24 protein-coding genes are annotated in these 20,081 nt (G+C 62.7%); 10 read left to right on the top strand and 14 right to left on the bottom strand.

All coding sequences use genetic code 11. The features are described from left to right. The first annotated feature begins 8 nt into the window (after positions 1-8). The 5 genes from ACMHLQ_RS15090 to ACMHLQ_RS15110 are packed head-to-tail and all read left to right on the top strand — an operon-like array spanning position 9 to position 2,507. The gene (locus tag ACMHLQ_RS15090; RefSeq protein WP_415401533.1) at positions 9-191 is read left to right on the top strand and encodes a hypothetical protein; all 183 of its coding nucleotides are present in this window, start codon (positions 9-11) and stop codon (positions 189-191) included. Positions 192-204: 13 nt separating this feature from the next. Next, entirely contained in the window at positions 205-666 is a 462-nt protein-coding gene (locus ACMHLQ_RS15095) for a flavodoxin domain-containing protein (RefSeq protein ID WP_415401534.1), read from the top strand. Next, positions 667-1,089, top strand: a complete 423-nt coding sequence (locus ACMHLQ_RS15100) for an acyl-CoA thioesterase (protein WP_415401535.1) — start codon at positions 667-669, stop codon at positions 1,087-1,089. A gap of 60 nt (positions 1,090-1,149) precedes the next feature. Beyond that, positions 1,150-2,043: a helix-turn-helix transcriptional regulator gene (locus tag ACMHLQ_RS15105; protein ID WP_415401536.1), complete on the top strand. Its 894-nt coding sequence runs from the start codon at positions 1,150-1,152 to the stop codon at positions 2,041-2,043. Next, positions 2,040-2,507 (top strand): 3-hydroxyacyl-CoA dehydrogenase family protein, encoded by a 468-nt coding sequence (locus ACMHLQ_RS15110; protein ID WP_415401537.1) that lies wholly within the window; start codon positions 2,040-2,042, stop codon positions 2,505-2,507. The genes ACMHLQ_RS15105 and ACMHLQ_RS15110 overlap by 4 nt, the downstream gene beginning before the upstream one ends. Before the next feature lie 13 nt (positions 2,508-2,520). Here ACMHLQ_RS15110 and ACMHLQ_RS15115 read toward each other — a convergent pair whose 3' ends face one another. From ACMHLQ_RS15115 to ACMHLQ_RS15140, 6 genes are all read right to left on the bottom strand, one after another. Beyond that, on the bottom strand, positions 2,521-3,006 hold the full coding sequence (locus ACMHLQ_RS15115; protein WP_415401538.1) for a DUF2165 domain-containing protein: 486 nt from the start codon (positions 3,004-3,006) through the stop codon (positions 2,521-2,523). A gap of 83 nt (positions 3,007-3,089) precedes the next feature. Beyond that, positions 3,090-4,748, bottom strand: a complete 1,659-nt coding sequence (locus tag ACMHLQ_RS15120; protein ID WP_415401539.1) for an ABC transporter substrate-binding protein — start codon at positions 4,746-4,748, stop codon at positions 3,090-3,092. Between the two features lie 131 nt (positions 4,749-4,879). After that, the gene (locus tag ACMHLQ_RS15125) at positions 4,880-5,752 is read right to left on the bottom strand and encodes a TauD/TfdA dioxygenase family protein (protein ID WP_415401540.1); all 873 of its coding nucleotides are present in this window, start codon (positions 5,750-5,752) and stop codon (positions 4,880-4,882) included. Further along, positions 5,753-7,156 (bottom strand): FAD-binding oxidoreductase, encoded by a 1,404-nt coding sequence (locus ACMHLQ_RS15130; protein WP_415401541.1) that lies wholly within the window; start codon positions 7,154-7,156, stop codon positions 5,753-5,755. Beyond that, positions 7,153-8,328, bottom strand: coding sequence for an amidohydrolase family protein (locus ACMHLQ_RS15135; protein WP_415401542.1), 1,176 nt, complete (start codon positions 8,326-8,328; stop codon positions 7,153-7,155). The genes ACMHLQ_RS15130 and ACMHLQ_RS15135 overlap by 4 nt, the downstream gene beginning before the upstream one ends. Then, complete coding sequence (locus tag ACMHLQ_RS15140) at positions 8,328-9,032, bottom strand: glutamine amidotransferase-related protein (RefSeq protein ID WP_415401544.1); 705 nt, start codon at positions 9,030-9,032, stop codon at positions 8,328-8,330. The genes ACMHLQ_RS15135 and ACMHLQ_RS15140 overlap by 1 nt, the downstream gene beginning before the upstream one ends. A gap of 113 nt (positions 9,033-9,145) precedes the next feature. Between ACMHLQ_RS15140 and ACMHLQ_RS15145 the strand changes: the two genes are divergently transcribed. Then, positions 9,146-9,535, top strand: coding sequence for a RidA family protein (locus ACMHLQ_RS15145; protein WP_415401545.1), 390 nt, complete (start codon positions 9,146-9,148; stop codon positions 9,533-9,535). Here ACMHLQ_RS15145 and ACMHLQ_RS15150 read toward each other — a convergent pair. The 4 genes from ACMHLQ_RS15150 to hmgA all read right to left on the bottom strand — a co-directional run bounded on the left by ACMHLQ_RS15150 (position 9,532) and on the right by hmgA (position 12,696). Continuing rightward, complete coding sequence (locus tag ACMHLQ_RS15150; RefSeq protein ID WP_415401546.1) at positions 9,532-9,741, bottom strand: hypothetical protein; 210 nt, start codon at positions 9,739-9,741, stop codon at positions 9,532-9,534. The genes ACMHLQ_RS15145 and ACMHLQ_RS15150 overlap by 4 nt on opposite strands. Positions 9,742-9,814: 73 nt before the next feature. Next, positions 9,815-11,071, bottom strand: a complete 1,257-nt coding sequence (gene fahA, locus ACMHLQ_RS15155) for a fumarylacetoacetase (protein WP_415401548.1) — start codon at positions 11,069-11,071, stop codon at positions 9,815-9,817. A 93-nt stretch (positions 11,072-11,164) separates the two neighbouring features. After that, positions 11,165-11,335 carry a hypothetical protein gene (locus ACMHLQ_RS15160; protein WP_415401549.1) on the bottom strand — a complete coding sequence of 57 codons (171 nt, stop codon included), beginning with the start codon at positions 11,333-11,335 and terminating at the stop codon, positions 11,165-11,167. Further along, positions 11,335-12,696, bottom strand: coding sequence for a homogentisate 1,2-dioxygenase (gene hmgA / locus ACMHLQ_RS15165; RefSeq protein WP_415401550.1), 1,362 nt, complete (start codon positions 12,694-12,696; stop codon positions 11,335-11,337). The genes ACMHLQ_RS15160 and hmgA overlap by 1 nt, the downstream gene beginning before the upstream one ends. Before the next feature lie 68 nt (positions 12,697-12,764). On the opposite strand from hmgA, the gene ACMHLQ_RS15170 reads away from it, so the two are divergent. Both ACMHLQ_RS15170 and ACMHLQ_RS15175 read left to right on the top strand, forming a co-directional pair. Continuing rightward, the gene (locus ACMHLQ_RS15170; RefSeq protein WP_415401551.1) at positions 12,765-13,205 is read left to right on the top strand and encodes a MarR family winged helix-turn-helix transcriptional regulator; all 441 of its coding nucleotides are present in this window, start codon (positions 12,765-12,767) and stop codon (positions 13,203-13,205) included. 88 nt (positions 13,206-13,293) lie between these two features. Beyond that, positions 13,294-14,127, top strand: a complete 834-nt coding sequence (locus ACMHLQ_RS15175) for an alpha/beta hydrolase family esterase (protein ID WP_415401552.1) — start codon at positions 13,294-13,296, stop codon at positions 14,125-14,127. Here the strand turns inward: ACMHLQ_RS15175 and ACMHLQ_RS15180 are convergent. After that, positions 14,124-14,933: a division plane positioning ATPase MipZ gene (locus tag ACMHLQ_RS15180; protein WP_415401553.1), complete on the bottom strand. Its 810-nt coding sequence runs from the start codon at positions 14,931-14,933 to the stop codon at positions 14,124-14,126. The two genes, ACMHLQ_RS15175 and ACMHLQ_RS15180, sit on opposite strands and share 4 nt — an antisense overlap. A gap of 211 nt (positions 14,934-15,144) precedes the next feature. On the opposite strand from ACMHLQ_RS15180, the gene edd reads away from it, so the two are divergent. Then, positions 15,145-16,938, top strand: a complete 1,794-nt coding sequence (gene edd / locus ACMHLQ_RS15185) for a phosphogluconate dehydratase (protein WP_415401554.1) — start codon at positions 15,145-15,147, stop codon at positions 16,936-16,938. A 2-nt stretch (positions 16,939-16,940) separates the two neighbouring features. After that, the gene (gene eda, locus ACMHLQ_RS15190) at positions 16,941-17,585 is read left to right on the top strand and encodes a bifunctional 4-hydroxy-2-oxoglutarate aldolase/2-dehydro-3-deoxy-phosphogluconate aldolase (RefSeq protein WP_415401555.1); all 645 of its coding nucleotides are present in this window, start codon (positions 16,941-16,943) and stop codon (positions 17,583-17,585) included. Positions 17,586-17,723: 138 nt separating this feature from the next. Here eda and rpmE read toward each other — a convergent pair whose 3' ends face one another. The 3 genes from rpmE to ACMHLQ_RS15205 all read right to left on the bottom strand — a co-directional run bounded on the left by rpmE (position 17,724) and on the right by ACMHLQ_RS15205 (position 19,983). Then, a complete protein-coding gene (rpmE, locus tag ACMHLQ_RS15195) occupies positions 17,724-17,945 on the bottom strand; it encodes a 50S ribosomal protein L31 (protein ID WP_108836092.1) in 222 nt (73 codons plus the stop codon). After that, positions 17,942-18,328 (bottom strand): 50S ribosomal protein L19, encoded by a 387-nt coding sequence (gene rplS / locus ACMHLQ_RS15200; RefSeq protein ID WP_299146978.1) that lies wholly within the window; start codon positions 18,326-18,328, stop codon positions 17,942-17,944. The genes rpmE and rplS overlap by 4 nt, the downstream gene beginning before the upstream one ends. Before the next feature lie 239 nt (positions 18,329-18,567). Next, the gene (locus ACMHLQ_RS15205) at positions 18,568-19,983 is read right to left on the bottom strand and encodes a calcium-binding protein (protein ID WP_415401556.1); all 1,416 of its coding nucleotides are present in this window, start codon (positions 19,981-19,983) and stop codon (positions 18,568-18,570) included. Positions 19,984-20,081 lie beyond the last annotated feature (98 nt).

Raw genomic sequence — 20,081 nt, forward strand, 5'->3', positions numbered from 1 at the left:
GACAGGCAATGCAGATTGAGCGTTCGACAGTGACAACCGGTTCCGGGCCTAGCAAGCGCCCGTTTTGTGTGCTGGACTGCGATGGGTGCAGCGGGATGTGCCTGGCGCTTTACATGATGCTGACGCGGGATGAGCAGGACGAAATGTGCCGCCAGTACAAGGCGGGTGCCTTGCCGGTGACGCGGCACTGAGGGGAGTAATGAGATGAAGATTGGTTTGTACTACGGGTCCGAGACCGGAAATTCGGAAATGCTGTGCGAGGATATCGAGGCGGAGTTGGGGGCAGGATACGACTGCCATATCGACAGCCTCGCTGATGTGGACCCAAGCGCGCTGGACAAGGACACGTTCTACATCTTCGTCACGTCTACCTACGGGAATGGCGATCTGCCCTCGACCGCGCTGCCTTTTGAGGAGGCGCTGAAGGCGGATGCGCCGGACCTGAGCGGCATTCGCTTTGCCATGTTCGGGCTGGGCGATCAGGTGTTTTCCGAGACGTTCAACCACGGTTCTCTCAAACTCAGCCAGATGTTGATCGCGCAGAAGGCTGTGATGATTGGCGAGCGCGGTTTGCACGATGCTTCGGGTTTCGAGATGCCCGAGGACATCGCCCTGCCTTGGGTGGCGGGCATCATGGAGCAGTTGCAGGCGGCCGAGGCGGCCTGAGTGAGCGCACCCTTTGTCCACGAAATCCGCGTCACCTGGGGTGACTGCGACCCTGCGCGCATTGCCTACACTGCCCGTCTGCCGTGGTTTGCGCTGGACGCGATCAACGCCTGGTGGGAGGCGCATCTGGGCGGGGACGGTTGGTATCAGCTGGAACTCGACCGCAATATCGGCACCCCCTTTGTCCATCTGAGCATGGACTTTCGCAGCCCCGTCACCCCACGCCATCGATTGATGTGCGAGGTGTGGCCCAGTCGGCTGGGCGACAAGTCGGTGACTTTCACGGTTTTGGGCCGTCAGGACGGCGTCTTGTGTTTCGAGGGGACGTTCACTTGCGTCTTCATCATTGCGGACCAATTCACGAGCCAGCGCGCCCCGCCAGAGCTGCGCCAGATCATCGAACCGCACATTCGCGACGTTTGAACTATTGAACCGGGCTGCATGCGCGCTAAAACTGGTTGATAAGACAAGTAAAAAGTGCGCATGACTTCACCCAGGCCCATCCCAAGTGACTCCATACCGCTGATCGAGCGCCTTGCGTCGCGCGTACGTGCAGCACGCACCGCCCAAGGTCTGCCGCGCCGCGCGCTGTCCGAAATGTCCGGCGTGTCGCCACGTTACCTTGCCCAGATCGAGGCGGGAGAAGGCAACATATCAGTCATATTGCTGGATCGCGTCGCCTCGGCCCTGAACTTGCGGGTGGAGGATTTGTTGAGCGAGCGCCCGCCTTTGCCCGGTGACGTGTCCCGCGTGGCGCAGCTGTATCAGGCCGCGCCTGCCGCTTTGCAGGGTCGCGTGCGAGCCTTGCTGGCACCCGAAAACCCGGGCGCCTTGCGGGCGCAGCGTATATGCCTTGTAGGTTTGCGGGGGGCGGGAAAGTCCACGTTAGGGCGGATCGCGGCGGAAAAGCTGCGCATGCCCTTTGTCGAATTGAATGATGAGATCGAGGCCGAGGCGGGCATGCCCCTGGCCGAGGTCATGGCGCTTTATGGTCAGGAGGGTTATCGTGGCTTCGAGGCGCAGGCGATCGCCCGCGTTGTGGAGCGTCACGACAAGCTGATCCTGGCGGTTGCAGGCGGCATCGTGGAAGAGCCCGTAACCTATGCGCAGGTGCTGGAACGGTTTCACACGGTGTGGATTAGCACCAGCCCGGCCGAGCATATGGCGCGGGTACGTGCGCAGGGCGATTTGCGCCCAATGGCGGGGAACCCCGAGGCGATGGACCAACTCAAGGCTTTCCTGACCACCCGCACGCCGCTTTATGAAAAGGCGCATGCGCAGGTCAACACATCGTCCAAACCGGTGCAGACTTCGGTCAACGAATTGCTGGCGGCCATTGCCAAGAACAGGTTTCTGGAAAGCATCGGCCTGACATGACCACGGCCATAGCCCCTTTGCAGGATGCGTTCTGGCTGGCCTGCGAGCGGTTGATGATCGAACACACGAACCCCTGGGAACTGGATGAGGCATTGACCGACTGGGGCTATGGCATTGGCCCCTGCGAGGCGCAGGACCTTGTCGGCCTTGACGCCGTGTTTGCCGCGCGCGCAGGGTCCGAGCCGATCCCGGTGCTGGCCCGCATGGTTGCAGAGGGGCGTTTGGGCAAGAAGGTCGGGTGGGGCTATTATCGCTATCCCGGCGGGGGCGGTGCGGTTGTGGACCCGTTGATCGAGGATCTGATCTGCGAAGAGGCGCGTTTCGCCCAGTTGGAGCGGCAAGAACTGGAGGGCCCGATCCTCGTGGCGCGTCTGCATGCGCTGATGGGCCCGGCGCTACGCGCAGACCCGCGTGGCGCGGCCGCGCTCTTGCACTTTCCCGCAGGCAAGATCGGGTTGATCTGAACCCTGCCGTACGTCAGAGCGCCAGCAGGATCATCGTGCCCAGCCCCCAGAGCGTCATCTGATAATGCGTGTTCTGCGCCCCTTCGTGGCAGAACCAGTAGCAGAAGTGATTGCCCACGATCAGGAACCCGGCCCAAACAGCGGTGAACATCATCGCCCCCACCAGTGCGATGCTGCGCCCGGTATCCAGGGCAGCGCTGCCGACAAGGGCCATAAGCAAGCCAATGACCCCGGCCCAGAGAACGAGCGTGGCCAGCAGTTCCGCCGCAACAACAAGGCGGAAGGCCCATTGCTGGGTGGTCCGGCTGGTGATGGCACGGTGGGCGATCTCGGCGAACTCCTTGGGATACTCTGCCCGCATTCGCGTCATCTCCATCACCTCGGCCGTGTAGGTTTCGTTGACGGACGGATAGAGGATGTTGTCGCGCACACCCAGGCTGAGCCAGGCGGCGATCAGGCCGGTTGCGAGGGTCTGGGCGGTGAGCAAAGCGGTTTCCATGTCAGAGCCTTTTGGTTTCAGGGTCTTCCATAAAAAGGGGCCGCGCGGTGGCGGCCCCTTTGATGCTGTGTTGATCGTGTGGATCAGGTCCAGGCGATCTGCTCGGGACGGATCTCGAACGAGATGTGGTGTTCGCCGCCCACCAGACCTTCCTTGGTGTGGTTGTAGAGCGAGCGCCAGTAGGGCTGGATGGTCACGCCGTCGCCCTGGATCATCGCCTGACCTTCGGCCATCAGGGCGCGGCGCGCCTCGACGTCGGCTGTTGCCAGTGCCTTTTCCAGCAGGGCGTCAAATTCGGGGTTCGAATAGCCGAATTCGTTCCATGCCTCGCCCGAACGATACGCGAGGGCCCAGATCTGCACGCCAAGAGGGCGGTGGTTCCAGTTGGTCGAGCTGAACGGGTACTTCGCCCAGTCGTTCCAGAAGGTCGAGCCGGGCAAGATGGTCCGCTTGACCTTGATGCCCGCATCCCGCAATTGGGCCGCCACCGCGTCGGTGGTGTCCTTGCGCCATGCGTCGTCGATCGAGATCAGCTCGTGCTCGAAGTCACCCATGCCGGCTTCGTCCATCAGGGCTTTGGCCGCTGCGGGGTCCACCTTGCGCGCGGGGATTTCCGCATATTCAGGGTGCATCGGGCCGACGTGGTGGTTTTCGGCAGGGATGCCGCGCCCGGCATAGCCCAGTTCCAGCAGCACTTCGTTGTCCACGGCCATGGTGATGGCCTGACGGACGCGCGCGTCAGCGTAGGGCTTCTTGCCGTCGACTTCGGCCAGTTGGTTGGGGCGGATCACGATGGTCGCGGCTGTCACGATCTCGTTGTTTTGCCAGCCATCCAGCGTGTCGAAGATGTCGATGAACTCGCCCTCGATCGAGTAGGTCATGTCGATCTCTTCGGCTTCGGCCGCAGCGACAAATGCAGACGGGTCGGTGCCGTAGTCGATGTATTCGATGCGGTCCATGTAGGCGCCGTTGCCCGCGTTCCACCAGGTGTGGTCCTCGTTGCGCACGAGCACGGCGCGCACGCCGACCTCGACGGTCTCGGGCAGATAGGGGCCGGTGCCGATGGGGTTATCGACCATCGCGTCGGGGCTGTGCGAACTGTGCACGATGGCCGCCGGATAGTCGGCCATGCCAGGGACCAGCGAGATATCGGAGGCGGGCAGGTTCAGTTTGACCGTGTGGCTGTCCACGACCTCGATTGCGCCTTCGATAGCCTTGTTGGTGTCGGCGTCGATCAGGGTCGCGAAACGGCCCGCCATCGAGTTGCCTTCGACATCCTTGTCACACCACATCTCGATGTTGCGTGCCACGTCTTCGGCGGTGAAGTCGTCGCCGTTGTTCCACTTGACGCCCTGACGCACGTTCAGTGTGTACACGGTCGCGTCGTCGTTGATTTCCCAGCTTTCCAGCAGTTTGCCGGTGAAGGTGCCGTCGTTTTCGTAGTGGACCAGGTATTCCAGCCAGCCGCGCGAGACGTTCGCGATTTGCGACCAGTCATAGGTGCGGGGGTCCTTGAGTGCGCGGACCTCTTGCTGGATGCGGACAGTGCCGCCCATCTTGTGACCGGCGGCCTGTGCAGGCGCTGCCATCCCCAGCATGCCGTAAGCGGTGGCTGCGGTCGCGCCGAATGCACTGGCCAGGGCCAGGAATTCGCGGCGGTTGACTGCGTCGTTGCCGACTTTGCCGGCCGAATCCACGATGGACTTCGGCAGCGGCTTGCCGGTGCGGGTTACAAATTTCATGTTCTTCCTCTCTGTTGGTGTCGCGACGGCGTTGTCGCGCCCATGGTCGGCAGGGGTGAGTGCCCGGCCTATTCGGTGTTGCAGTTGACCTGCGATTATTTCGCCTCCCCTTCACGGGGGACGCCCGAAGTTCAAACGATCAGGCGCATGGCGTCAACCCCATCTTCCGGGGTCGCAGATACACAAATACTCGACAAAACCCGCGGTTCGTTGTGATTCCACGCCGTCCCGCGGTGCAAAACCGCCCTTTGGTCCCAAATCAGGACATCTCCGACCTGCCATTGGTGGCTATAGACGTATTGAGGCTGGGTGACCCATTCAATGAGATCATCGATCAGCTTTTCCCCTTGTGCGGGGTCCATGCCGTCGACGGCAAAGGCGTGGCTGGCGATGTAAAGCGCATCGGCCCCGGTGACCGGATTGCGCCAGACCGCGCGCCATAGCTGGTCGGGCCATTTGTGGAACATCGACAGCGCGGCCAGTTCCGGGCTGATGCGCGCACGGCTGTGCGCGTAGCGGTGCCACAGCCCCTTGTCCGCAATGCGGGCCTTCAGCCGATCCGGCATGTCGGCCCATCCGGCGCGTGTGCTGGCCAGTTCGGTTGCCCCGCCCGTCTGCGTGACGACCCGCCCGATCAGGATGTTGGCAAGCGCGGGTATTGGCATGAACGTGCTGTCGGTGTGCCAGAGCATGTTGGCCTTGAGGTGCAGGCTGTGCAGGTCGGCCGCGTCCGTGACGCTGCCATCGTCGCGCACATTGCTGACCTGCGGCACGCGAAAGGCCGCATCCTTGGGCCGCTCGTCGACGGTGCGGTCCTCGATCGGGCCAAAGAACCGGGCCAGCCGGATATGGGCCGCGTCGTCGATATCCTGGTTGCGGAACAGCAGAGCCGAGTGGATTTCAAACGCCTCGCGGATGTGGTGATAACCTGCTGCGTCGATGCCGGACAGGTCGACGCCATGGATTTCGACGCCAAAGCGGTCGGTGAGGGGTGTGGTGTGCATTTACTCGGCTCCCTTGGCTTCGATGTCTTCGGGGCTCAGCATCTTGACCTCGTCCCAGAACCTGGATTTGGCCGCATTCAAAAGCCCTTTGGGGTCCATCCGTTTCTTCCAGGCGAGGTGGGTGTAGTCCGGTTTCAGCCCGCCTCCTTCCACGTTCCAGGTATGGGCATCGTAGACGGGGAAACCGTTGGCCTCGTAGGTCGCGTTGATTTCGGCCAGCCGTTCGGGCGTGGTGAACCAGATGATCGGCAGATCGAAGGTGACGATCTGCCCGCCGACACGGGCAAATTCGTGGTGCATCCACACGTCATCGCCCAGCTTGGGCCTCAGCGCGCCAATGGCCGCCGGATCGGGCGGGATCGGGCAGCCCACCTGTTGGTAGGTGGCAGAGCGGTCGGCCTTGAGCACTTGCAGCGTCGTGTGATTGTAGCTGAAGTCGAACACATGGGGCAGGCCCATCGCCTCACGCTCTGCATCCGACAGCATCAGATCGACATGGCCGTCCGTGGCCTTGGCCAGTGTGCGGAATGCATCGGTGTCTTCGGCTGGGACAAGTGACACCAGCAGGTGCTTGCCTGCCCGAATGTGCCCTTCGAGCTTGGGGAAATAGGCGCAGATGCGGGCATCGACAGTGGTCAGCAGTTTGCATCCGATCTCCGGCGCCTGCGCGATGGCGAGGCCGGCGGCAAAAGCGGCCTCGTAACTGTCATAGGTGACCATGCACCCCACCCAGTCCCGCTTTGGCACGGTGCGCAGCGTCACATCGGTGATCACCCCATTCAGGCCCCAGGCGTGGTGGATGTGCAGCGCGTCCGCTCCGTCGAAGGTGTGCAGCTGCGGCTCCTCCTCGACCGTCATGGCCGTCAGTGAGATGATGTTGCCCGGATCGCGCAGCGCGCCGTTGGCGATGGACCCGATGCCCGCGCTGCCCCCGGCAACGAAACCGCCCACGGTCGCGATGTCCTGCGTCGAGGGGAACATGGCCATTTCGGCCCCGTGCGGCGCAAGGGCGGCATTGATATCGGCCATCAATGCGCCTGCCTCGGCCCGCACGCACCCCGCGTCGATGTCGCGCACGCGGTTCATGGCGGTGGTCTCGATGATCAGCCCACCCTCCATCGGCACCGCCTGCCCGTAATTGCCGGTGCCGCCCCCGCGCAACACGATGGGGGCGTCGTGGGTGTAGGCAGTGGCGAGGGTGTGGCGCATCTGCTCGACATCTTCGGGCCGGGCGACCAGATCGCCAAAGCAGCGTTTGAGGGCTGCGTTCAGGATCGGGGAGTACCAAAAGAAATCGCGGCTGCGTTTCTTGATCAGCACGGGTTCTGTGATGGTCTCGACCGGGGCGAGTTCGGCGGCGAAGGCGGTCCAGTCGATATCGGTCTTGCCGGAGAGGGAGGTCATGTCAGCACCTGTGTTGCGGGGACGAGGGGTGTGCGGCCCGAGACAAGGTCGGCGGTATGTGTGACGTCGCACGTCAAAAGATCGCTGAGCGGGGTGCCGTCTACATGTGTCGGGGCGTGACCCAAGGCGGCGCTGGCATCGGTAGTGATTGCGGGCAGCCAATCGCCAAGGGGTGGGTCGAGGTGCGCCGTGACCGACGCCAGCGCCAGTGCGGCCATCGGGTCATGCGCGCCAAGAGGGCAAAAGGCATCCGCCACATTGTCCGAGCCGACCAGCACGGGCACGCCTGCTGCCCGCAATTCGTGCAGGCGGGTGATCCCGCGCCGGTCGGGTGTGCCGTCTGTCCGCCCCTGCAGATAGAGGTTGGTGATGGGCAAAGTGCAGACCGCGATGCGCGCGCGGGCCAGCTTGTCCGCGATACGGGCAAAGTCGCTGCGCGCGCGATCCATCAGGCTGACCGCGTGGCCGCACAGGATTGGCCCGTCAAAGCTGGTCGCAAGGGCCATGTCGGCAATCGCCTCGATCCCGTTGAAGTCGCCCAACCCTTCGTCCACATGGAAATCCAGCATCAGGCCGTGGCGGGTGGCGACGTCAAAGATGTTTTTCAGACCATCCTGCACGTGGTCGTGCGCGAGGAGGAAGGCACCGGCCACGCCACCGGTCAGGGCGAGGATATCGCCGACGCTGCGGGCGAAGGCCGGATCGGCCCACTGGTCAATGCCGGTGAGGGCGGCGCTTTGCAGGTCGGGCATCTCTTCGGCGCATTCGGTCAGGACCGACCAACTGAGCGGCGGGGCGGCCGTATCGCTCCAATCGACATGGGTGCGGATGTGGCGGCAGCCATTGGCCTGCGCCTCGGCGATACCGCGATGGGCGCGGGTGCGAATGTCATCTTCGCTCCAGTTGGCCTTGTCCTGCATCTGGCGTCGGATGGCGGCGGCAAGGTCGCCACCGACCTGACCGATCCGGTGGATCGTGTGGCACTTGTCGAGATGGCAATGCGGCTCGACCAGTCGGGGCAGGACGATCTGCGCAGCCCCACCCGTGAGCGGGTCAAGGCGCATGAGGCGGGCGTTTTTGATGACCGGCGTGCCGCGCAGGCAATCGCCCGTGGCCACACCACCAAAGGCGTCGGGGTTGGCCACAAGGCTGAGCGGCACAAGGATATCCATCAGGCGGTCTCTTTGAAAAAGCGGTCGAGGAAGGCCGTGAACCACGCGCCCTGTGCGGCGTCATGTTCCAGCATCAGCGCGGTTTGCGTGGCGCGGTCCTGCACGCCGGGTGCGCCGTAGCGTCCCCATTCCTCACCCCGTGCTTGCCAGCGCATGAAGCCCGCGATGGTTTGTTCCGGGTGGAATTGAAAGCCCATGACGTTGTCGCGAAAGGCAAAGGCCTGGTTCTCGAACAGCGGGCTGCGGGCGAGGTGGCGCGCACCATCGGGGATGTCGAACGTGTGGAAATGGGCCTGGGCAAAGTGCAGCGGTTCGGGCAGGATAACGCGGCCCGGATCGGTGGGCGAAACCTCGTACCAGCCGAATTCGTGATTGCCGTGATCCGGCGCGCCGGCAAAGGCGCCCATGTGGTGCGCAATCATCTGCGCGCCCTGGCACAGTCCCAGCACCGGCACATCTGCCCGCATCGCGGCGTCGATGATCCGGTATTCGTCTTTCAGGAACGGATGCAGGCCTGTGTCATAGGCATTGTAGTTGCCGCCATAGACAACGACGCCTGCAAGGTCTTCGGTGATGTCGCCCAGATCGTCGCCTTGCCAGGCACGGCGCGCGTCGCAGCGAACCTGGTTGGCCCCGCACCATGTAGTGATCCGGTCGTCCATGGGGCCATCCCCGTGGCGCAGGCATAGCAGTCGCGTATCCATGTCCTCCCCCTTTTTGGAAAGTGGATGTCAGCGGCCCTATGAGATCGAAAAATCTGTGCCAGAGATGTATGCAGAGGCTTTCAAATTTCGCGCGTGCGCGCAAGAGTTGATGCATGAAAGCCCTGACCCCTGCCAGTATCGCCCCGCCCTTTGCCCGCTATTCCCACGGGATTGAGGTGCCCGCCGGGCACCGGATCGTGCGCACATCCGGCCAGTTGGGTCTGGCGGGGGACGGCACGGTGCCCGATGGGGCCGAGGCGCAGGCAGGCATCTGTTTTGCCAACATCGCCGCCATTCTGGCCGAGGCGGGTATGGGCGCGCAGGACGTTTGCCATGTCAGCGCCTTTGTGACGGACCGTGGGCATATGGCGGGTTACATGGCGGCGCGGGATGCGTTTCTGGCCGGACGCAACGTGTTGCCGACATCGACATTGATGATCGTGTCAGGCTTTACCCGTCCTGAATTCGTTGTGGAAGTAGAGGTCTGGGCCGCCGCGCCCTAGCTGGGATCGCCCTTGATCAGTTTCCACAGTGACCATGCAAAGGTGCCGCCGAAAAACAGTGTGCCGAGGCCTATCGCCTCCCACCCGCCTGGGCCCTGGGGGATGCCGCGGTAGACCAGCGCCGCACCCACCATCGCCAGCCCGATCAGCGAAAAGCCAAGGCGGAATTTGAGGTCGCTACGGGTGGGGCCATGTTTGTTTTTCATTGTTGTGCTTGTGGTTGGGTTGGGACTGGGGCGCTGCCCAAGACCCCGTGGTATTTCTGGTCAGAAGAAACGATCAGCGCGCATAGGGGTCTTTCAGTGCGGGCAGGATGGTGCCTGTGCAGGTGCCAAAGCCGATCTTGTACCCTTCCCCCTGCGCAGCACCGGCCAGGGTGAGTGTGTCGCCGTCTTCGAGGAAGGTGCGCGTGTCGCCCGTGTCCAGCGTCAGGGGTTCCTTGCCGCCCCAGCTGAGTTCCAGCAGGCTGCCGCGTTCGGGTTTTGTGGGCCCAGAGATCGTGCCGGAGCCGAGCAAGTCGCCCACATTCATCGGGCAGCCCGAGGTGGAGTGGTGCGCGAGTTGTTGTGCAGAGGAGTAGTACATCTGTGTGTAGTTCGTTTTGGCGATCGTGCTCGCCTCTTTGCCCTCTGGCGCGAGTGTGACGGACAGGTCGATGTCATAGAGCATCGGGCCGGTGTCCTTGAGGTGGTCCAGCAGTTCGAATTCGCGTTCGGGTGTGGGCGCGCGGAACGGGTCGAGCGCTGCCTTGGTCACGATCCAGGCGCTGATGGAGGTCGCCGTGGCCTTGGCCTGGAAGGGTCCGAGCGGCTGGTATTCCCAAGCCTGGATATCGCGCGCCGACCAATCATTCAGCAGGACGTAGCCAAAGATCGCCGAGTCCGCCTCATCCACCGAGATCGGGCCGTCAGAGGCCATGCCCACGATAGCACCCATTTCCAGTTCGAGGTCGAAGCGGCGGCAGGGCAGGAAGGCGGGCACGGTGTGGTCGGGGGATTTCAACTGGCCCCAGGGACGGCGGATGTCGGTGCCGGACACGACCACCGACGATGCGCGCCCGTTATACCCGATGGGGATGTGGAGCCAGTTGGGCGGCAGTGCGTTTTCCGCGCCCCGGAACATGGTGCCCACATTGGTGGCGTGGTGGCGGCCTGCGTAGAAGTCGGTGAACTCGGACACCACCAGCGGCATGTGCAACGTGGCCTCTGCCATCGGTACCAGAAGCGGTTCGACCAGCGCGCGGTCGCTGGCCTCTTCGGCCAGCAGCGCGGTCAGCCGATTGCGCAGGGCAGTCCAGACGGCAGGGCCTTGCTCCATCAACTCGTTCCAGAAGGGGACATCGAAGAGGGGGTCGTCCGTCAGGTCGATGATCCCCTGTTCTTCGGCGGCCGCCATGTCGAGGATCATGTCACCAATGGCCACGCCGCAGCGGGCATCAAGCGTATCGGTTGAAAACACCCCATAGGGCAGGTTGTTGAGCGGGAAATCAGTGTCAGCAGAATTGGCGCTGGTGACCCAAGAGGGCTGCAGGGGCATGTCGTTTTGATCCTTGGTGGGGTGTGTCAGTCGTTGGGTCCGCGTTGCAGCGATGCCGTGATCGCCTTGACCCGGAATATCATGCGCGCGCCACTATTTCGATGGGCGATCCCATTGGCCGCGTTCGGGGCCGCGCAACTCGTGGCCCGGTCCCTTGCCATAGCGGTCGGGGCGGTTGTTCACGAATTTCTGCCAATAGCCCCAAATCATGAAGCCGAAGAGGAGGACCAGCAAAACGCCCGCGAGATATCCGAGATACTCCATCACTTCTTGCCCGGCGTGCCATCGAATTTCTTTTCGATGTCGGACCAGCAGTCGATGTAGTCATCCTGCAGCGGCGCCTCGGTCGCGGCGAACTGCGTCAGGTGCTGGGGAAAGCGGGTTTCGAACATGAAGGACATTGTATTGTCCAGCTTCATCGGTTCAAGGGCGGCGTTGCTTGCCCCCTCGAAAGCGGCCTTATCCGGCCCATGGGGCAGCATCATGTTGTGGAGCGACATGCCGCCGGGCACGAACCCTTTCGGCTTGGCATCGTACTGGCCGTAGATGTTGCCCATCAGCTCGGACATGATGTTCTTGTGATACCAGGGTGGGCGGAACGTGTCCTCTGCCACCATCCAACGCTCTCGAAACAGGACGAAATCTATGTTTGCGGTGCCATCGACGCCCGAGGGCGCGGTAAGCACGGTAAAGATCGAGGGGTCGGGGTGGTCGAACAGGATTGCGCCGACCGGGCAGTAGGTTTTGAGGTCGTATTTCACCGGCGCGTAGTTGCCGTGCCAGGCCACCACGTCCAGCGGAGAATGGCCGATCTCTGTGTCGTGGAACTGGCCGCACCATTTGATGGTGAGGGTCGAGGGCGTCTCGCGGTCTTCGAACGCGGCCACGGGGGCCTTGAAGTCGCGCGGGTTGGCCATGCAGTTAGCGCCGATAGGGCCACGGCCTGGCAGTTCGAACTTCATCCCGTAGTTTTCGCAGACAAAGCCGCGCGCGGGCCCTTCCAGCACCTCGACCCGGTAGACGAGGCCGCGCGGCAGGATCGCGATGTCCTGGGGTGCGACGTCGATGATGCCGAGTTCGGTGCAGAACCGCAGCCGCCCCTCTTGCGGAACAACCAGCATTTCGCTGTCGGCGGAGTAGAAATAGGCATCCTGCATCGACTCGGTGACGAGGTAGATGTGGGTGGCCATGCCCACCTGTGTGTTCACGTCACCGGCCGTCGTCATGGTGCGCATCCCCGTCAGCCAGGTCAGCGCCTCGCTGCCGTGGGGCACCGGATCCCAGCGGTACTGGCCAAGGCTGATGACGTCATCGACGACATGTGGCGCGGTTTTCCAGTAGGGCAGGTCGATGGCCTTGTAGCGGCCCGAATGCTTGACCGAGGGGCGGATTCGGTAGCACCACGTGCGTTCGTTCTGATGACTGGGCGCAGTAAAGGGTGTGCCGCTGAGCTGTTCGCCATAGAGGCCGTAGTTGCATTTCTGCGGCGAGTTCATCCCCTCGGGCAGGGCACCGGGCAGCGCCTCGGTTTCGAAATCATTGCCGAAACCGGGCATGTAGCCTGCAGTAATGCCCGCGCCGGACGGGGCCTGAATCATGCCGTGCGGCGTGGTTTGACGGTTCATCGGGCAGCTCCCTTGCGCGGATGTTGCTCATGTAATAGTTGTTTTTGTAACTAACAAGCGGTGCGGACATGGCCAAGGCCCCGGATTTCGATGTGCAGGCGTTCTTGCCTTACCTGCTCAACCAGGCGGCAGAGGCGTCGAGCCTGGATTTCCAGAAAGTGTACAAAGACCGGTACGGTATGTTGCGCAACGAATGGCGCGTGCTGTTCCACTTAGGGATTTACGGGCGCATGACGGCCAGTGACATCGCCGCGCGCGCGCAGATGCACAAGACCAAGATCAGTCGCGCAGTGCAACGTCTGGCCGAACGGCGCTACCTTGTGCGCGAACGCGATGCGGGCGACCGGCGGGTCGAGCATCTGGCGCTGACGGCCACGGGGCGCAGGGTCTATGACGATTTGCGCCGCGTCGCGCACGACTATGACGAGGCCCTGGTCGAAGGGTTGGAGCCAGAAGAGGTTACCCGCCTGAAATCATTGCTTGGCATGTTGGCACGCCGTCGATCCTAGGCAGGAGAGGGCCAGTCATGTGAATGTGACTTGCCACGACAGACGCACGCGCAGCACGGTCGCCCCTGACAACAGCCAAGGATTTGTGATGCGCCTGATTTCTGTTGCGGTGACTGCCGCCCTTTCATTGTTTTCGATATCCCATACGGCCAGCGCGCAGGCCTGCGGCGATGCCGACACCCCCTGTACCGTAGAGAGCGGCACCTATCACATGGCGATGCCAGCGGCGGACGCGGCCAAGGGGATCGTTGTGCATTTGCATGGCGCGGGTGCGCAGGCGCGGGGCCTGCTGAATTCGGGGCTAGGGCGTGGTGCAGTGGCGCGCGGTTATGTGTTTGTCGCGCCGGATGGGTATCATCCGGGCACGCGCTTTGTGCGCAACTGGTCGGTCAAGGCGAACGGGTCGGTGTTCGAACGGGACGACATTGCGTTTCTGCAAGACGTGATGGCCGACGTGCGCGGCAAAACGGGGCTGGACGATGTGCCCGTGTTGCTGGCTGGATTTTCGCGCGGTGGGTCGATGGTGTGGGACATCGCCTGTCAGGTGCCCGACTTTGCCAGCGCCTATGCGCCGCTCGCGGGCGCGTTCTGGGACGACCTGCCAGAGGAGTGCGCGGCCCCAGTCAAGCTGTTCCACACGCACGGCTGGAACGATCGGACTGTGCCGCTGGAGGGGCGGTCGTTTCGCAACGGGGCTGTGGTGCAGGGCGACGTTTGGGCCTCGCTCAAGATCTTGCGCGAAACCAACGGATGCGACGCGCGCCAACCCGAGCGCAACAGCTTTGACGGCGAGTTGTTGTTTCGTCACTGGACGGATTGCCAGGACGGTCAAATCCAGCTGATGCTGCACAAGGGCGGGCATGGCGCGCCCTCTGGTTGGTCCACCCGGATGCTCGATTGGTTCGAGACAGGATTGTCCTAAAGGTCGACCTCGACCCCGGGCAGGCTCAGCGCCTTCATCAACTCGCGCAGTTCCTGACGGGCGGCCACGTTCGAGATGTTGAGTTGCTTGACCCCGATATCCTTGAGGTCGAGCAGGGTCAGACCACGCGGAAACAGCTCACGGAAAATCACCCGCTCGGAAAATCCGGGGGCGATTCGGAAACCGATGCGTTGGGACAGCATCTTGATTGCCCGCTCCATCTTTTCCTTGTTGACCATGCGCTGGGCGCCCATGCGGTTGCGCACCACAATCCAGTCGATGGGTTTGAGGCCCGCCTGTGCGCGCAACTGACGCGCGTTCCAGACCATTTCGGAATAGACCGACGGGCCGAGGATCTTCTCTCCGCTCGCGTCGATCCGTGCCAGCAGGTCGAAATCGACAAAGCTGTCGTTGAGCGGCGTGATCAGTGTGTCCGCCAGCGAATGCGCCACTTGGCTCAGGCGGGTATGCGAGCCGGGGCAGTCGATCAGGATGAAGTCATTGTCCGGTTCAAGTGTGGCGACGGCGGCAGACAGGCGGTGATCATAGATGTTTTCGCCCGGTTTCAATGCGCTTGCATCAATCTCGGGCAGGTCGTGGACATCCGGGGTGGGCAGGTCAAGCTCGGACGAGGTGACAAAGGCCTCGCGGTTCTCGACATAACGGCCAAATGTGCGCTGGCGCAGGTCCAGATCAAGCGCGCTGACCTTGTGCCCCATCCGGGACAGGGCAGTGGCCACGTGCATCGACACGGTCGACTTGCCGGCCCCGCCCTTTTCGTTGCCGACCACGATGATATGCGCCATTGCTGTCCCCTTACCGCACATCCGCTCAGCGGATTTCTGCACACTATATGTTGTGTCCTTGGCCTTGGAAAGCGGCGTTCGCCCTTTTCCTGCGGCACCGTGGCACGGCAGACTCAGGGCGGTTCCTGTTAGCGCTATCAGTTCTCTTGTGATATACTGCGCGCAACCGAAAATGAGGACATGGGAGAGCATGATGCCCCTACACCCGACAATGCAGCGCGTGACCGAGCGCGTGATTGAACGCAGTGAGCCAACCCGCCGCCGCTATCTGGATCGCATGGCCAAGGCGAAATCCGACGGCCCGGCACGGGCACACCTGTCGTGCAGCGGTCAGGCCCACGCCTTTGCCGCAGCGGGCGACGATCAGGATCGCCTGGCCGAAGCCTCGACAGGCAACCTCGGGATCGTGACCGCCTATAACGACATGCTGTCCGCCCACCAGCCGTTCGAACGGTACCCCACGCTCATCCGCGACGCGGTACGCGCCGCTGGCGGCACCGCGCAGGTTGCAGGTGGTGTGCCCGCCATGTGTGATGGCGTAACGCAGGGCGAGGCAGGGATGGAGCTGAGCCTGTTTTCCCGTGATGTGATCGCCCTCGCCACAGGCGTGGCGCTCAGCCACAACACGTTTGACGCCGCAGTCTTCCTGGGGGTCTGCGACAAGATCGTGCCGGGCCTGATCATCGCCGCGCAGTCCTTTGGCCATTTGCCTGCTGTCTTTCTGCCTGCAGGGCCCATGACCAGCGGCCTGCCCAATGACGAAAAGGCCAAGGTGCGCCAGCGCTTTGCTGCCGGTGAGGCGACGCGCGAGGAACTGCTCAAGGCCGAGATGGCCGCCTATCACGGCCCGGGCACCTGCACGTTCTATGGCACCGCCAACACCAACCAGATGCTGATGGAGTTCATGGGGCTGCACCTGCCCGGTGCGTCCTTCGTGAACCCCAACACCGATCTGCGCGATGCGCTGACGGTCGAGGGGGCGAAACGCGCGCTGTCCTTGTCCGCCTTGGGCAACCACTACACGCCGGTCTGCGATGTGTTGGATGAAAAGGCGTTCGTGAATGGCATCGTGGGTCTCAATGCCACGGGCGGGTCCACCAACCTCCTGATCCACCTGATCGCCATGGCGCGGGCCGGTGGCATCGTGCTCGATTGGGAGGATTTCTGCGATCTGTCCGAGATCACGCCGCTGCTGGCGCGCGTCTATCCCAACGGTCTGGCGGATGTGAACCAATTCCACGCGGCAGGCGGTTTGGGCTTCATGATCGGGCAGTTGCTGAATGCGGGCCTGCTGCATGACGACACGCGCACCGTCGCCGGTGAGGGGCTGGAAAACTATACCCACGAGCCCAAGCTGGTGGATGGCGAGTTGAACTGGTCCAAAGGCACGGGCGAGAGCCTGAACACTGGTATCCTGCGTCCTGCGACAGAACCTTTTCAAGAGACCGGCGGCCTCAGCCGTTTGGTCGGGAACGTGGGCACGGGTGTCATGAAAATCTCGGCCGTCGCACCCGAGCATCGGGTGGTCGAGGCACCGGCCCGCGTGTTTCACGATCAGGACGCGGTCAAGGCGGCGTTCAAGGCGGGCGAGTTCGAGGGCGACGTGATCATTGTCGTGCGTTTCCAGGGCCCCAAGGCCAATGGCATGCCCGAGCTTCACAGCCTGACACCGCTGCTGGGCATCCTTCAGGGGCGGGGCCAAAAGGTGGCGCTGGTGACGGATGGGCGCATGTCGGGCGCGTCGGGCAAGGTGCCTTCGGCCATCCATGTCTGCCCCGAAGCGCTGGATGGCGGTGTCATCGCGCAGGTGCAGGATGGCGACATCATCCGCGTGGATGCCGAGGCTGGCGTGCTCGAGGTGCTGACCGAAGGGGTACAGATGCGCCCCCATGCCACGGCCGATCTGTCGGACAATCAGTGGGGCGTGGGCCGCGACATGTTCACGGCCTTTCGCAACACCGTCGGGTCTGCCAATACTGGCGCAACTGTTTTTGGAGACTTTTGACTATGCTGACTGCCAAGGCGGCTTCTGTCCGCGCCAAGGAAATCTGCGACCTTGCCCCCATCATTCCCGTGCTCGTGGTCGACGACGTGGCCCACGCAAGGCCCCTCGCCGAAGCGTTGGTGGCCGGTGGGCTGCCCGCGCTTGAGGTCACGTTGCGCACGCCCGCGGCGCTCGATGTGATCGCGGCCATGGCCGAGGTTGAAGGCGGCGTTGTGGGCGCTGGCACATTGGTCACGCCCGAAGATGTCCGGTGCGCCAAAGAGGCGGGCGCGCAGTTTGGCGTGTCTCCCGGTGCCACCGACGCACTGATCGCCGCTTGCGAGGCCGAAGGGCTGCCATTGCTGCCCGGTGCCGCCACAGCATCCGAGGCGATGGCGCTTTATGAGCGCGGCTATGATATGCTGAAATTCTTTCCCGCCGAAGCGTCCGGCGGCGCACCAGCACTGAAAGCAATCGGCGCGCCCCTGCCGCAGATTTCGTTCTGTCCCACGGGCGGCGTCAGCCCGTCCAATGCCGACAGCTACCTCAGCCTGCCAAACGTGGTCTGTGCAGGCGGCAGCTGGGTGGCGCCCAAGGACAAGGTGATGGCAGGTGACTGGGCCGGGATCGAAGCGCTGGCCAAAGAGGCCGCCCAGCTTCCGCGCTGATCCAAAGGCCCAGCGGTCCCTTTCTCTGTTCCAAGAAAATCCCGGGGGTTTGGGGGCTGGCCCCCAAGGCGCTCCACCAAACGAAAAAAGGCCGCTCTGGATTGAGCGGCCTTTGATTTGTCACGCAAAGAAAACGGCTTAGAAGCCCAGACCTGCATACTTGTTCTTGAACTTGGACACGCGGCCGCCGGTGTCCATCAGGCGCGATGTGCCGCCTGTCCATGCCGGGTGCACGGAGGGGTCGATGTCGAGCGACAGCTGGTCGCCTTCCTTGCCCCATGTCGATTTCATTTCCACGATCGTGCCGTCGGTCATTTTGACGTTGATCATGTGGTAGTCGGGATGCGTATCGGCCTTCATGCCTTGGCTCCTTCGGACTTGGGTTTGTAGTTTGTAACTTCTGCGATACGGGCGGACTTGCCGCGGCGCGAACGCAGGTAATACAGCTTGGCGCGACGCACGCGACCGCGGCGGACCACGGTGATGCTGTCGATGTTGGTCGAGTAGAGGGGGAACACACGCTCTACGCCCTCGCCAAAGGAAATCTTGCGCACGGTAAACGAACCGGCAATGCCGTGGCCGTTGTTGCGCGCGATGCAGACGCCTTCGTAGTTCTGGACCCGGGTACGCGTACCCTCGGTCACCTTAAAGCCGACGCGGATGGTGTCTCCGGCCTTGAAATCGGGGATGTCTGCCCCGAGGGCGGCAATTTGCTCCGCCTCGATCTGTGCGATCACGTCCATTGACGTAACTCCTATGATGCTCGTGGTTTGTCCCACGAAGTTGTGCGCGCCTCAGAGCTCTTGGTCTTCATCGGGTCCACCGCAGTGCCCGCCAGAGATCAGGTCGTCATTCATTCCAATCGTTTGGCGGGTGATGGATGCGCCGAAGAAGGCACCACGCGCCAAACCGTCCGAATCCACAAAAGCAAATCCGAACTCGGGCCGTATATGCGGGGCTGCGAAGTGGGTCAAGAGCCGGGTCAGGCAACCATGGCGTCATAGTCGCTCAGGTCCAGAACGGCGATGTCCTCAACCGAAATCGCAAAAGACTCGATCTCGTCCAGATGTGCACCGGGGTTGCGATCAAAATCCGGGTCCTGCGCGTTCTGGGCGAGCAAGGCCTGCCATTCCTGGCGGTTATAAACATCGATGCGACCGGTTTCGCCGTCCTGCCCCAACGCAGCGTAGCGGGAGTCTTCGAAACGCACGTCCGTCACTTCCTCGCCGTTCACGACGATCTGAAACACGTTGCTGATGCTGTACCCGTCAGCGTCGGTGGAGTCCGGTACGTTGAATGTGATGCGCGTGGCTATTTGATCCGTATGCAAAATGGCGAGCTGATCGCGCTCCGGCTCGAAATCGCGGATCGACGCTTCGTTGCCGTTGAAAAATGCGGATTCCTCGGTGACCACATCGGCGTTGTTCGAAGAATGTGCCACGACAAACAGGTCGGCACCGTCGCCCCCACGGGCAATGTCGTGATCAGACGCCACAAGTGTGTCGTCACCAATAGATCCGTCCAAGGAGTCGAGGCCAATGGGCAGGCCGCCTGTCGGTGATGGCTCGGCCAGGCGCCCGACATCTGCAGCGACGAGCACATCGTCGCCGCTGCCGCCTCGGAGAGTGTCCGCATCGTCGCCCCCGATCAGTGTGTCATTGCCGTCTTCCCCGCTCAGCACGTCTTGATCCTCGCCGCCGCTCAGGTGGTCGTCACCGGTGCCGCCGGACAGCCTGTCATTGAAGGCACCACCGCGCAAAGTGTCATTGCCGTCTTCGCCATCCAGCGTGTCAAAGCCAACATTACCCTTGAGAATGTCGTTGCCGTCGCCCCCGTTGATGCGATCATCGCCGTTGCCGCCTGAAAGCGAGTCATTGCCCTGACCGCCCGACACCGTGTCATCGCCGTCATCTCCGAACAGCGTGTCGTGACCGTTCACCCCGTTCACGACATCACCGCCGTCACCGCCATGTGCAAGGTCGTTGCCAGACGCCCCGGAAATCGTGTCGTTGCCGGTACCACCGTCTATGGCGTCGCGCCCCTGGCCACCGTCCAGCCAGTCATTCCCGGAGCCGCCGTCCAGGGTGTCCTGTCCCATGTCCCCGAAAACGGTGTCGAACCCTTCGCCCCCGATCAACAGGTCGTTGTTGCGTGCGCCGCGCAATTCGTCGCTTCCGTCGTCGCCGTTCAGCGTGTCATTGCCCCAACCGCCCTGCAACGTGTCAAAGCCTTCGCCGCCGGACAGATCATCATTGCCGCGCTGGCCTTTGACCAAATCGTCGCCCTCACCGCCGTTCACGATGTCAGCATCTTGTGTTCCGACGATTTCATCATCGCCCGGGCTGCCAATGAAGGCAGACCCTCCGGCGAGGCCCAACATGGCCAGCAGATATAGCATTCGTTACGTCCCCAGGTCTTCCGCTTTTCCCTTGCTTTACTCTACCCTTCGTTGATCGGAATGGTAATGGTTTTTCCGAAACGACCAGGAAATCCAGG

The sequence above is a fragment of the Tateyamaria algicola genome (genome assembly GCF_047715485.1).
GTDB lineage: Bacteria > Pseudomonadota > Alphaproteobacteria > Rhodobacterales > Rhodobacteraceae > Tateyamaria.